This is a genomic window from Sphingomonas bacterium (assembly GCF_903643035.1).
Lineage (GTDB): Bacteria > Pseudomonadota > Alphaproteobacteria > Sphingomonadales > Sphingomonadaceae > Sphingomonas.
Window position 1 is genome coordinate 1 of sequence record NZ_CAHJWW010000054.1, and the last position, 13409, is coordinate 13409.

The window sequence follows — 13409 nt, forward strand, 5'->3', positions numbered from 1 at the left end:
GCGTCCGTCAGCACATCGCGATCCATCCGCAGCGTGAATCACATTCACGCACGCTTGTGAATCCCCACAGTCCCTAGTTTGAGTAGGGGCGCCATAAGCCAATTGTGGATTGCCGGGTGCGATACGATCCTGGTATGTTCCACCGTCGGCCATGTGCCGCGACGGCGCAGTGCGGACTGTGCAGATTGATCGTTGGCGGTGCTGGAGGCCGATCCTATAAGCCATCGAACGTGCGAGGGATGGCGTGATGACGTGCTGATTACCGGTTTAAATAGTGATTCCATGCCTTTGGGGACCGCGGCGGTGATCAATCTGGATGCCGCGGCGAACACCGTACCAACCGAGGAAGTGATCGACGCCGTTGTCGCCGCGATGCGCAGCGGCGCAGCCAATCCCGCAAGCGCACATGAACTCGGCGAACGCTCGCGTGCCGTCCTTACCCGAGCCCGTGACGGCGTGTTGTCTCTTCTGGAGGGCGTACTGGATGATGGTGTGACGTTCACATCCGGCTGCACGGAGGCGAACAACACCGTGTTCGCGGGCATCTCGGCGACCACGATCATCACTAGCACGGTTGAACATCCCTCGGTGCTGCGATCAGCGGAGCGGGCGGCATCGCGCGGAACGACCATCTTGCAGGTCCCGGTCGATCTGGCTGGCTTGGTAGATCTCGACCAGCTCGGAGCAATCGTCGCATCGGTACAGGGGCCGCTTCTCGTCTCGATCCAGTTCGCGAACAGCGAGACCGGCGTGATCCAGCCGATCGCTCGGATCGCGGCGCTGCTGGCGACACGCCCTCTGACTACGTTTCATTCCGACGCGGCGCAGGCCTTTGGCAAGCTGCCGATCGATCTTTCGCCCGGAATCGGCCCGGACGTGATCACCGTCTCGGGGCACAAGCTGCACGCGCCGATGGGCGTAGGTGCGATCGTAGCTGCCGAACGGGGCGTACCGCTCGCGCCCCTCCTCGTCGGGGGCGAGCAGGAGGGATCGATGAGAGCGGGCACCGAAGCTGTTCCGCTGATCGCCGGCCTTGGCGCCGCTTGCGAGGCGCGAGCCGACACGATGGACAGCTGCGTGCGACGAATGTTCCAGTTGCGCAATCGACTGGAGGTCGGGCTGCGAGATGCACTCCCCGACGTCGTGCTGCTCGAGGGTCCGACCGATCGCTTGCCAAACATCTCGAGTGTACGGTTCCCCGGTGTCGACGGCATGTCGCTGATCGCCCAGCTGGACAGCCGCGGCGTCGCAGCGTCTCAGGGATCGGCGTGCTCAAGCCGCCGACCCGAACCATCGCATGTGCTGATGGCGATGGGCATGTCAGAAACCGAGGCCTTCGAGACTGTGCGCTTCTCGATCTCCGCCCTGAACACCGATACCGAGATCAACCAGGCGACGTCGATAATTGCCGACTCCGTTCACCATCTGAGGAGCGTTTCATGGGCAACGGCCTGATGCGCTTTTCATATGGCGGACACGTGACCTTCCCAGTTCGCTATGGCTGGCTACCGAAGGGGCTGTCGCGGATGCGGCTTGAGGGCGCGTTCTATCCGAACACGGAGGTCGGCGACGAACTCGGCCTCGGCTCCAAGATGGTCGAGTCGCTTGGCTTCTGGCTCAAGGCAACTGGACTGGCCCGCGACGGCGATGACGCGCGTTCGGGCCGTGTTCCTTCAGAAATTGCGCATCTGGTTGCGAACCACGATCCGTATTGCGAACTGCCGGGCACATGGTGGTTCCTCCACCTTATACTAGCGACGCGTGAAGGAACCGTGTGGTCATGGTTCTTCAATGACCACACGGATCGCATCTTCGACCGTGCATCATGCACGGAGGCATTCCTGCAATTTACCCGGGCAAAGGCGCTGCGGCCGGCGAGCGAGGCCATGGCCCTCAAAGATGTGTCCTGCCTCCTCAGCGCATACGCAGCGCGTCCGGGAGTGGATGTCGTCGATCCCGACGATGTGGGCGCGTGTCCATTCCGCGAGCTCGGGCTTATCGTGCGCCACGATCTGGTGAGACGCTTCGAGCGCACCCGTGCGCCCGTCGGGCTGCCTGTCGAGGCATTCCTCGCCTGCTCGTCGCTGCTTGCCAAGGAGACAGGTCGCGACGCGCTTTCGCTGCGCGAACTCGCCACGCTCCGTTTCGGCCCGGGCCGCGTCTTCTGCGCCGGCCTCGATGCGGTGGACGAGATGGTCGGCACGGCAGCCAGCGCATTGTGGATGAAGGACGTCAGCGTCGAGACACTGGCAGGCGAGCGATACCTCCGGGCGACGGTCAGGCCGATCGATCAGTGGCTTCGAAACTATTACAGCCGCATCGAGGACGCGTCATGATCGGCGCCGACTTCTTCCGCTCACTCAGCCTGGAAGAGGATCTCCAGTACCCGGAGCGGTTCAGCCACTACCGACCCACGCGCCGGGCGCTGCCAATCATCACCGCCATCGTCGAACCCGGCGCGGCGACCATGGTAATCGCGCCCTATGGCAGTGGGAAGAGCCTGGCCGCCGGCGTCGGAGCGTTGCTCGTCTTCAACTCGGACGACGACCGGCGCGCACTCGCGCCGGTCCTGGCCCGCGTCGACCAAGTCGACGCTGCGGTAGGAACGGCGCTGAGCGGGCGAGCCTCCGGGACACCGCAAGGTCACGTCGTCGTGCTGTCAGGGTTGGTCGAGGACCCGATTGCGGCCATCGCCGATGCTCTTGGAATGAAGCAGCCGCCGAAGAGCGTCGAAGGCTTCAGCAAGAGGATGCGCGACGCTGGCTGGGATCATGTCGCCATAGTTTGGGACGAATTCGGACGTCATCTCGAAGGCTTGGTGGCCGACGGTAGATCGGGTGAACTCGACATCGTCCAGCGTCTGGCAGAGCGCGTTTCCCGCGCGACGGGGCCGACAATGAGCCTGACGCTGCTCCTGCACCAGAACCTGCTCGCGTACGCGACGCGCCTCAATGAAACGTCACGCAGCGAGTGGCGGAAGATTGAAGGCCGGTTCCGTCCCCTTCGCATGATAGAGGATAGTCAGGAGTTCTATCGCCTGATCGCCGACGTCGTCTCCGAGATGCGACCTGCCGACGGTGCAGCGATCATGCCGCCCGTCAACCAGCGCATCGCCGACGCTGTCGTGAAGTGGAGGTGGCTGGATGGCATCGAGGACGCGGGCGAGGCGCTCGCCATCCTCAACGACGCAAGGCCGCTGTCACCCGGCGCACTGCAGATCCTGCCTACGCTGGTCGCGCGCGTCGGCCAGAACGAGCGAAGCCTCTTCTCCTTCCTGCGTGAGATCGACCTCACGCGTAAGGTCGACATTGAGACAGTCTACACGTCGTTCTCGGACGCGATGCGCACCGACGTCGGCATCGGCGGAACATACCGGCGCTGGATCGAGACGGAGAGCGCTAGGTCGCGAGCGGACACGTCACTGCAGCGGATGCTTCTAGCGGCGGCGTGCCTGCTTCAGCTCGGCACCAGCGGCGAACGGAGGCGCCTGCCGCGCGAGGTCCTGGAACTGGCGGTCTCCGAGGCGGACCTCCCCTCCGCCGACGTCGCAGTAGCGGTGGACGCTCTTCTCGAGGCCAAGCTGCTGCTCTGGCGTAAGCACACCGACGACGTGGCCGTGTGGCACGGCGCCGACGTCGACGTCGCGATCCGTGTGCGCGAGGAGCGCGAGCGGCGGTCGGGCTCCTTCGATCTGAGAACATTTCTCGAGGACCGCTTCCCTGCACCCCACCTGCGCGCGCCGCGCCACAACGCCGAGTTCGGCGTGCACCGCTTCCTCATGGGACGTTACGCATCCGTGGCCGAACTCGGCGTACTTCTCGCCGACGGTCATGAAGCGGATGGTGCGATCATCTACGTCGTCGCCGGGGATAAGGCGGAAATAGCTGCCGCGCGGAAGCTGGCGAAGAAGTCGGGCGCGCAGGCAATCATCGTGGTGCCGGACCGGCCGCTCGCCGCCGAAAGTGCCGCCATCGAGCTGACGTCGATCGAGGCGCTGCGGGCCGACAAGGACTTCATCGCCTCCGACCCGATGGTGACGACGGAGATCGACGAACTTCAGTCAGTCGCGTTCGAGGAACTCGCGACGCTGCTGCGCGGACTGCTCGATCCACGCGCCACCGGCTCGACATGGTATTCGCAGGGCGAGCGCCTCGAAGTGTCGCCTGAGCGCCCCGGACCGATGGCGGCGTCGCGCCTGCTCAGCCATTGGTTCAAGCTGACGCCGAGGATCGCGAACGAGCAGCTCATGCGCAGTTCGGCGTCCCGCACGATGCAGACCGCGCGCGTGCGCGTCGTCGGCTCCATCCTCGGACGGTCCGATCGCGAGCGGTTGGGCTACGACGAGGGCGATCGCAGCGCCGATGGATCCATATACCGCACGGTGATCGAGAACACGGGACTCCGTCCAGCAGGGTCGACGCGCTTCGCCGATCCCGATCAGATCACCGACCTCGGGCTCAAGGAGGTCTGGCTCCGCATCGCCAGCTTCTTCCGCACGCCCACGGGCCGAAGCGGCGGTGCATACCGTGACCTGGGCAAGTTCGTCTCGACCCTGTCGTCGGCGCCGACTGGCGTCCCGATGGCGGTGATCCCGGTACTTATCGCTGCCGGGTTCAAGCACTTCTCACGCGCCCTGGCGCTATACGACAGCGGCCGGTACGTCTCCGACACCCTCGGCTTCCAGTTCGACAACATGGTCTCGAACCCGGAAGGGTTCTGCGTCCAGGTCCTCGACCCCACTCCCGACCTCGTCGAATACCTTTCCGAGATCGCATACGTCTTCGCGCACGAGCGCCCGACGGCGAGCGACGAACTCGTGCGCTTCGCCCATGACGCGCTGACGCGGTGGCTGCTGACCGTTCCGGACGGATCGAGACGCTCCCAGAAGCTGGGCACGCATGCCAAGGGGCTGCTGCGAACGGTGGGCAGCTCCTCCGATCCCGTGCAACTCCTCCTCACCGACCTTCCCGCCGCGCTCGGCGCTAAGGGGCCTTCGCCCAGCCTCATCGGGAGGATGGAGGCGGCGCGAAACGAGATCGACCACCTGCGCGACCAGTTCGAGCTCGCCGCGCTTGAAGCGCGTGCTGCCGCGCCGCTCACCAGCGCGGCGATCGGCAAGGCCAGAACTGATCGGCGCTCCATGTATTCAACCCTTATTTGCGTTGATCATCGGTGCAGTCGCTCGTGCCTGATCCGCCGTAAGCTGCCGAGCGCACAATCCGGTTGGCTGCCATGCTTGCGTCAGGGTCGTCGGGGGGGCGCCGGCATCGTGCAGGATCAGCGCAAAGCCGCGCCGCGGTACCTTGCCGATCGCCATCAGCAGCATGGGAGTGCCGGCTTTCACGAGGAGGCTGTTGCCCGGGCCGCGGCCGATCTGCACGCCATCGGGCGTTTCCAGGCACGTGTCGCCATCGACGGCAAAGAAGGCTTCCGGCCCCGAATGACGATGCAACGGCGCCGTCGTGCCTGGAGCGAAGATGGATCGCAAATACTCGGCCTGGTAGCTCGGCGCGAGTGGAATAGGCAGCGGACCGATCTGCGTAACGCGCTCGCCGCCCTTGGCTCGCCAGTTCGCGCCAGACAGCGTGAAAAGCCACGTCGCCTTGAATGCTTGAATTACTGTGCTCGTGGGGAGACCTGCCTTCCTGGCGCGGTCGGCGTTCGAGAAGCGATCGATGAGCCAATAAAGCCTGCCGCTCGGCAGGTGCGATACCCGTTGCCGAGCGAGCAGACAGGCTGGCCCTGGTTCTTCGACCGGTGTGCATGCCCTGGTGGTGGCCTGTCCGATTGCCGTCGAGGCGGACAGCTCCGCAGTGGCAACCAGCAGACAGACAAGGCCCGCTCGCATCGTCAGCTACCCCGTGCTCGTGACGACATCAGAATGTCGCCAATTACGGGACGGCGCAATCCTTGCCGCCTGTCACGAGCTTCCGCTCCCTCGCGAAATGTGGCCCGCGGCTTTGAATGCAGCTTTTTTGCTTTGAAAACGACCCATAAGCGGTGGTTCGGAGCGCCGTTCCAGCTTGCCGGCTTCTGCCATTCGTTCATCTCGAAAGTGGCGCGTCGCCCCCGGCCACGCTAAATGCGTGGACGGTCCGGTTGGTCGTGAACAGTCTTGTCGGAGTCGCTCACAGCGCGTTGGCTTGCTTGGTACGCTCTAGCCGCTAACGTCCTCAATACGCCTGCTGCGCGAGGATCTCTTAACGCTATGAGCGAACGAATACCCGCTCCAAAGGCCGCTGAACTGCCGGTCAATACTGAAAGAGCGCCTTCTCGTGTCGGCCTGCCCGAACCAAAGCTTGCGTACGATTATTTCAAGAACATGGTGTGTCGGTGAGCTTGGCCACGCTGGGCGGCATTCTGACGCTTGGAGGGACAGTCTTCGGCGCCCGCCTGTCGCCTTGGCACGTGATTGTAGCCGCCCTACCGGTTGCGCTGTCCGGCTTGGCCATCAGCCGGATCTCCTCAGGCGACGAGTTGAAGTAGCGGAACGGGCTAGGCGGAAGGGCGCTCGATCTGCGGCTCATCATGGCCGCTAGCATCACCGCCCGATCCTGCCACGTTGGGCTGACATAGCCCCCAGATCCCTGCGCCAAGGCGGGAAGAGCGGTGAACTGTTTAATTCACGTGACTAAGTCGACGCCGCGTCGTGGTCAGGTCAGCATTGTTGGCATATGGCGGGCTTGCGGGTGCTGCATTGCCCAATCGGGAAGGTCGATCTGCAACCTGCTGTAAAAAGATGGAGGGTTGTATGCGCGAATTAACATCGGAAGAACTCGCATTCATCGCTGGCGGATTCAGCCGTGTCGCGGCCGCCGATGAAGGCGGTGGCGATATCGTTGTCGTCGGCGGCGGTGGTGGCGGTGGCGGTGGCGGTGGCGGTGGTCCCTTCTTCCCGCCCACCGGTGGCGGTGGCGGTGGCGGTGGCGGTGGCGGCGGTGGCGGCGGCGGTGGCGGTGGCGGTGGCGGCCATCCGGGAACGAGCTATCCGCCGATTTCGACCACCGACGACCAAGGCAACAGCGTTTCCATCCAGCCGGTCGTGGATACGACGACACATACTGCCGACATCGTGGTCACGGCGTCGAACACGATCGGTGATGCGAGCATCACGTTCGATCTGGCGAAGATGGACGTCACGTCGATGAAGATGGACATTCACGACGGATCGAACACCTACACTGCAAACTTCAATCTCCCGAACGGCTTCGCCACGGGAACATACGCCATGGACTTCGGCAACGGGAACACGGGTACGTTCTCGATCGGAACCAACGGAACGGACTACTCCGTGAACGCCGGAGTCACACTACACTTCTAGTCACGAACGGCCGGCGCGGCCTGAGGCCGCGCCGGCAATATCGATGGAGGCTCTCATTAGGTATTTCCTAGCAGCCACGGTGCTCCTTCTTTCATCCGCTTCCGCTTCGGCCATGCCGACGTCCATGTTCATCGCGAGATGGCAGGCGGCTTCTCACGTGACGCAGCAGGAGGCGCAAAAAGCCACCACCAGCGGAATTGCGAACTCGGCCGAGATGCAGGCATTGATCGCCGAATTCTCAACGGCGGGTAGCGCCTACAGGCAGCAGATCCTCGACGCGCGAGCGGCTGGCCGGACGCCGCGCGCCTGCCCGCCCAAGGATGTGAACATCACGGTCAACGACGTCATCGCCGAAATAGCGCGACTCCCGACGAGTTGGCAGTCACGCGAACTGTCGGACAGCTTCGGCGCGGCGATGGACCGCCGCTTTCCTTGTCCTGGCCCGAACTCAAAGTGAACTCCGGGTCGGCCCGGTCCGGTACGCGTGGGGTCATGGCGATCAGATGCGCGCTGGCCCTAGCGTTCTGCTCGTTGCTGAGCGCGCCGGGAGGGTCACGAGCGCAAGGCATAGCGGCCGCGTCAACGAACGAGGGGCAGTTCACCCTGCACTTCGTTCAGGGCGAAGGATGGAGACCGCTGCCCTATACGGACGCCAAGGGCGTCATTCTGTTCCGCGGTGTCATCAACGCCCGGCCCGCCACGTTCATGCTGGACAACGGCACAAGCCGCACGATGATCGATGCAGGGTTCGCGCGGCGGGCCGATATCGGCCTACATCTCACCAAGAGCCAGGCTGTCACCGGAGCGGCCACGAAGTTGGGCATCGGGCGGACGGATGCCTTGACGCTCGAGGCGGAGCACGCCTTTTCCGTCATAGGAACGATGGCCGCCATCGATCTGAGCGGCGTCTCGGCATCGCTTGGCCAAAACGTCGACGCCGTCGTGGGCGCGGACGTTCTCGATCATGCGTCCGTGATGATCCAGCCCGGCCGGATGATGCTCTCGCTCGCTCCGAGCGGCGCCATCAAAGGCGGAAGCGGCATTCTCATCCCGATCGTGGACCGTAACAAGATCTTGCTGCAGGTGAACGGCGCTCCGGTCAAGCTCGCGCTGGATCTCGGCTCGACGGGCGCCGTCCGCCTGACCGATACCGCTTGGCACCGCATATTCGCGGGGAGCGGAACGACCGAGAAATCGGACATGACGTCCGCCGATGGCGTAAGGCGGGACACCTTGCGGGCGCGCGCAGAGGTTCGTCTTGGTCGCCTAACCGCCAAGGATGTCGCCGTGGACAGCGGCTTCGTCTCACGGGACAGCGCGGACGGGCTGATCGGCACCCGATTTCTGACCAGCATGACCGTGATCCTGGATCTGGGAAAGGCGCAGATCGGCTTCTTTCCTCCAGCTACGGCCTCGACGCCGCACTGAGCGAATGCCTGCACGCGCCGCCATCCTGCGCGAGCCTGCGATAATTCGCGGAAAGAGACGACGGCACGTCGGGAAGCGGAATCATTTCAGAAGAATCTTTGCCATGGGTTTCGGTCTTGCGCGGAGATTGCATTGTTCGGACGCGTGGCATTTACGCTGGTCGGTGCCGAACTCTTGCCGGGGAGGCTGCGAATTGTGCGATCGCTGTTTCATCCGCCGCGCGAAGTTTCGCATGCCCTCGCGTCGCGAGCCTCTGGCTCTCCACCAGGCTCTACGGCCGTGGTTCTAGAAAGCCCGCATGAACAGCGCGTCGAGGGAGCTGGCCGGATCACGCCAGTAGCAATCCGCCCGTGCTGTTACATCGACAGGCACTACGAGTTGGTCCGAGGCATGTCCGGTCGCTTCACTTCGCTGCGCAAGTCGCCGTCGGATTGCTGAACATCTAGTCGCAGGCCGGGATCACGGGCGGAATAACGGAAATCGGCGTGTTCGAGGGCCGGTTCTTCATTGCCTTGGCGCTTGCTCTCGGCCGGTCTGAGCCGGCGGTCACAATCGACACTTTCGATTGGCCGGACGAGGGGATCTGGGATCGGTTCATGGCCAACGTTCGTCGCTTCCTACCGCATGCGGAAGTGGTCGGGCGTCGGCGGGGCGCGAGCGAAGGCCTTACGGCCGATTTGCGACGCTCCGACGGCCAAAGACCCCGGATGCTCCACGTCGACGCCGATCATACGGTGAAGTCGTAGAAAGCGGATCTAGAGATCTCGTTGGAGGCGGTCGATCCGAGAGGCGTCCTGCTGATCGACGACATGCTTCACCCAGGTTATCCAGCGCTATACGACGCCGTGCGCCAAACCCTGTCGATCCGGAAGGACTGGACGATCTGCTGCGTCATCGACCGCGACGACATCGTCGCGGCGAGCAAGTTCGTGGTATGCGCCCGTTCGTGGAGCCGCTTCTACCAGAAGAACCTGCGGGCACGCTTCCCGACAAACGTATGGGGGATGCCAGCTAATTTCAGCGACGGACCCACATTGGTGCTCGCCCGCGAGCCTCGCTTGGCGGAGATCTAGTCGAAGCGGCGTCGCGTTTTTCTCGACGCCCCATCATTATCCTGTGGACGCCTCACGGCGGTCATCCCGCGGTTGATCCATTGCGCCCCGCCCGGGCTCTGGCCTTGCAGATACCGACGCCTCCTCCCTGATGAGAAACAGCCCGAGCGAGCGGGCATGAACGCCCAGCCTTATCCGGCTTGTCGTCCAAGCCACCGGAACAGCGGCGACGGCGCCGACGGACATGACGAGCAGCAGCGCTCCCGCTTCACTGCCCAGGACGACCGCCACCGCCACGATGGCGGCCAGGGACGCGGAACTGATCGGCATCATCCGGCGCGCGGACTCGCGAAGGCCAAGCTCGCGATCGCCGCGGGGCTGGGGGTCCCATCCCGCGCTCACGCCTCGCGCGATCGAGCACACGGAGAGCAAGTTTCCCAGTAGCGAGATCGGCTGCACGAGCGTCGCGAGCACCAATTCCGCTCCGAAGGACCAGAACTTGCGTCCGGCGTCTCCTGGAAGCCTTTCGCGCCCGGCATCGAGCAGGTTCGCGGCAAGACTGACAAACTTGTGGGTCACCGTGAGCAGCCAAATGGCGACGATCGCACCTAGGCTCCTCCAGAAGCCAACGGTCGCTGAACGTATCACAAGGTCCGCGACGAGCAGAAGATAGGCGACGCTCTTCAGGTAATAGGCCGCGTCCATGACTATACCGGCCCTCGCGTCCCGCGCGATCCCGGAAATCGCCGCCCACCTCAGGTTCTGAAGGTTTCCTTCGCACCAGCGTCGCTCCCTTGCGAGACTGTCGACCAGGTTCGCCGGAATCTGCTCTCTCGACCCGACATCCGCGGGCGAGAGGCAGATCCTCTTGCCTGACGCGATGAAATTTGCACTCTCGATAGCATCGTGGCTCAGGATCTCCCCGCCGAGCGGCGGTCTCCCCGGTAATCTGGGGAGGCGGCCGTTGGACACGAACGCGGCGACCTCGATTATCGCATTGTGACCCCAGTAGGCGCAACGGCCGTTCTGCAGCCAAGCCGTGCCACGGACCCAGTCCGGGGTGTAAAGCATGGCGCCGAACTGGAGCCAACGGGCATAGAGCGTGTTGAGTCCGGACGGGTATGGGACGGTCTGGACGACCGCGACACGGGGATCTTCGGCGATCGACCCGATCATGGCTTCGATGGCGAACCCGGTGACCGTGCTGTCGGCATCTAGCACGATCATGTATCGGTAGCCGCTGCCCTGGCAAACGGCGAAGTCCAGCAAGTTTCCGTGCTTGCGCGACGCGCCCGCGGTCCGTCGCCGATACCGGATCGGGATCGCCGAATCCCGCAGTTCGCGGATCATCGCCAGCTCGTCCGCGGCGATGATGTCGTCATCGGTGTCGCTCAGCAGCCACAGGTCGACGCTCGCGGCCCGCACTGTCTTCAGCTGATCAGCCAGCCGGACTAGGTGGGCGCGCAGAGCCGTCACATCCTCGTTTCGGACCGCGAGCGTCACCGCGGTGGCTGCATCCGACCGCGCCGCGATCGGAACGGGCGACCACGGGCGACGCGAATTCAGCCACGCTCCTATCAGCGTCGGCCACAGAACGAGGCTCGAGAAGAACGCCGGAAAGCCGAGCAAAGCCACCGCGATCCAGTAGTAAGGGCTGCCACCCGTCTCCAAGATACCACCGATCACGAGGGACGCCGTGGACGCCATGGCGCAGATCGGCAGCCACATCACAATCGAACGGAAATCCACGGCGCTGCTCATCATCAATATCGGTCGCCGGTGCGCCAATGCCGGGTGCACCAGTCGCGCAGCCACTGGGTCGAGGGACTCCCGCTACCGTCTGGTCCCGCGACGCGCAACGGATATGGCGGGCCACGAGTTTCGGTAGCCTGGCGAGAAACGCGATCTCTCGGAAGTTCCAGCGTTCCCAGGCGATCCGATCAGCGCGCGACACCGCCGTGTCGAGCGGACTTCGGAAAGGAGAGGGCCCCGATGTCGTCAGAGGTGATCTTCACGAAGCACCCCGATGCCGCCTCGACAATGGAGGCGATGGCCGTCGGTTTCGCCGCCACCCTGTCAAGCAACGCAGGGCGCGGCGGACTGAGCGTCAACTCGATGCTGGCGTGGATTAGGACCCCCATTCGGCTGGGGCAGTGCCTGATCCTCATGAGCGCATCCAGTCAGCCGTTGGGCATGGCGGTATGGGCATACGTTTCTGAAGAGACCCACCTCCGCCTCGCTCGCGGAGAGCAGGACCTCCCGACCCTGGAGGACTGGAACGAGGGAACGATCTTCTGGATCGTCGACATCGTCGCCCCATACGGCCACATCAGGGATCTCGCGGCCGAACTCAGGCGAACACAGGGCGCGACCCACCGCTCGGTCCACTACTTCCGCAAAGGCTGTGCGCGCAGGATCCGGATAGGCGGCGGCTGACGGGCGTTGCACGTTGCGGATTTGATCGGAGCCTCGATGGACGCTGATTTCACTTTCGAGGCGGTGAGCCCCGCGCTCAGCCGCGCGTTCGAGGTCAGGCGCTTTCGCCGCCCGTCGGTCCTGTGGCTGAACGACCGCTGGTTCTTGGAATGCGGGACGGACCTAGCACGGGCGGGCGCCCGGAAATCGGCGGAACGGACCTTGCTGGAGCGCTTCGCCGTCTCGGCTCCTTCCCACTTCGATCCTCCGGCGGGTTTCGGGGAGACCGCCGCACCGCTGTGCTGCGACAGCTACGGCGCCCCCAACGGATCCGTCCACGGGGGGAGCGGGCGGGTGGGCGGGCGAGACGGACTGCAGGCCAAGGGCATCGGCCGCACGCCCCTCGCCGCCGTCCGGGCCGACGACTTCCACTCGAACGGCTGCCTCTGGCTCGAAGAGGCCCTGCGCGAAACGGTGTTCTCCGAGATCGTCGCGAACGAGTTTCCGTTCGGCGGAGTGCCCGTGATCGCTCTCATCGACACCGGCGAGCAGCTATACTGGCCGGACGGGCAGCGGGCGCCGTTTCGAGCGATCATGGTTCGCCCCGAAGTCATCCGCCTGGCGCATTTCCAGCGAAGCGTTTTCTTCGGGACGGCCGGTTTTCGGGGGAGCGACCAAGAATTGGACGCGATCCGAACCAGAGACGTCTGGCGGTGGTTCGATCACGCCGACGACCAGCCGCGGAACAACCTCCGTCTGACCATGACGGAGGTCTTTCGCAGGATCGGCATCCAATATGGCTACGCGCACGTGAGCCGCCTGTGGCCGGGCCCGTTCTACAGTTCCAACGTCGCGATCGACGGCAGGCTTCTGGACTTCGGGAGCATGCGATGGCTGACATTCGAGCGGAACTACGCGCGCGTCGCCGCCGACAGGGACTTCGGCGGTGAAACGGAATTCGTCGTCAACACCGCGCGCTCAATTGCATCCCTTTCACGCAAATACGCCCGTCGAGCCCTAGCCTCCGCCGATCTGGTCCAGTCCTACAAAGAAGGCGTGACGGACGGCCGGCGCGTCGGCCTTGAGCGCTTCGGGCGGCGCAAACGTGACAATGGGCTAGCACTACTTTGGCAGAGTAGATTTGTCGGTAATTGCCAGCGGCTTATGACAGTGTGGGCACTGCGTGGGCGGCG

General features: G+C 64.2%; 11 protein-coding genes. 9 read left to right on the forward strand and 2 right to left on the reverse strand.

All coding sequences use genetic code 11. From position 1 onward, the window contains the following. Positions 1-198 precede the first annotated feature (198 nt). Both HUV01_RS05370 and HUV01_RS05375 read left to right on the forward strand, forming a co-directional pair. Complete coding sequence (locus tag HUV01_RS05370; protein ID WP_254606402.1) at positions 199-1455, forward strand: cysteine desulfurase family protein; 1257 nt, start codon at positions 199-201, stop codon at positions 1453-1455. Beyond that, positions 1440-2336 (forward strand): DUF4007 family protein, encoded by an 897-nt coding sequence (locus HUV01_RS05375; RefSeq protein WP_174297283.1) that lies wholly within the window; start codon positions 1440-1442, stop codon positions 2334-2336. Before HUV01_RS05370 ends, HUV01_RS05375 begins: the two co-directional genes overlap by 16 nt. Positions 2337-5146: 2810 nt before the next feature. Here HUV01_RS05375 and HUV01_RS15445 read toward each other — a convergent pair. After that, positions 5147-5848, reverse strand: coding sequence for a cupin domain-containing protein (locus HUV01_RS15445; RefSeq protein ID WP_174297289.1), 702 nt, complete (start codon positions 5846-5848; stop codon positions 5147-5149). A gap of 903 nt (positions 5849-6751) precedes the next feature. Between HUV01_RS15445 and HUV01_RS14910 the strand changes: the two genes are divergently transcribed. From HUV01_RS14910 to HUV01_RS05400, 5 genes are all read left to right on the forward strand, one after another. Next, on the forward strand, positions 6752-7321 hold the full coding sequence (locus tag HUV01_RS14910; protein ID WP_217430918.1) for a hypothetical protein: 570 nt from the start codon (positions 6752-6754) through the stop codon (positions 7319-7321). 79 nt (positions 7322-7400) lie between these two features. Continuing rightward, on the forward strand, positions 7401-7778 hold the full coding sequence (locus HUV01_RS05390; protein WP_174297284.1) for a hypothetical protein: 378 nt from the start codon (positions 7401-7403) through the stop codon (positions 7776-7778). Positions 7779-7813: 35 nt separating this feature from the next. Then, positions 7814-8749: an aspartyl protease family protein gene (locus HUV01_RS05395; protein ID WP_174297285.1), complete on the forward strand. Its 936-nt coding sequence runs from the start codon at positions 7814-7816 to the stop codon at positions 8747-8749. A 485-nt stretch (positions 8750-9234) separates the two neighbouring features. Then, positions 9235-9495 (forward strand): hypothetical protein, encoded by a 261-nt coding sequence (locus HUV01_RS15450; RefSeq protein ID WP_368039995.1) that lies wholly within the window; start codon positions 9235-9237, stop codon positions 9493-9495. 99 nt (positions 9496-9594) lie between these two features. Beyond that, positions 9595-9822 (forward strand): hypothetical protein, encoded by a 228-nt coding sequence (locus HUV01_RS05400; RefSeq protein WP_174297286.1) that lies wholly within the window; start codon positions 9595-9597, stop codon positions 9820-9822. 36 nt (positions 9823-9858) lie between these two features. Here the strand turns inward: HUV01_RS05400 and mdoH are convergent, their stop codons facing one another. Beyond that, complete coding sequence (gene mdoH / locus HUV01_RS05405; protein ID WP_174297287.1) at positions 9859-11562, reverse strand: glucans biosynthesis glucosyltransferase MdoH; 1704 nt, start codon at positions 11560-11562, stop codon at positions 9859-9861. Positions 11563-11793: 231 nt separating this feature from the next. Here mdoH and HUV01_RS05410 point away from each other — a divergent pair, with 231 nt between their 5' ends. Both HUV01_RS05410 and HUV01_RS05415 read left to right on the forward strand, forming a co-directional pair. Next, entirely contained in the window at positions 11794-12237 is a 444-nt protein-coding gene (locus HUV01_RS05410) for a toxin-activating lysine-acyltransferase (RefSeq protein ID WP_174297288.1), read from the forward strand. 36 nt (positions 12238-12273) lie between these two features. Further along, the coding region (locus HUV01_RS05415) for a hypothetical protein (protein ID WP_217430919.1) at positions 12274-13409 on the forward strand (1136 nt) is incomplete at its 3' end.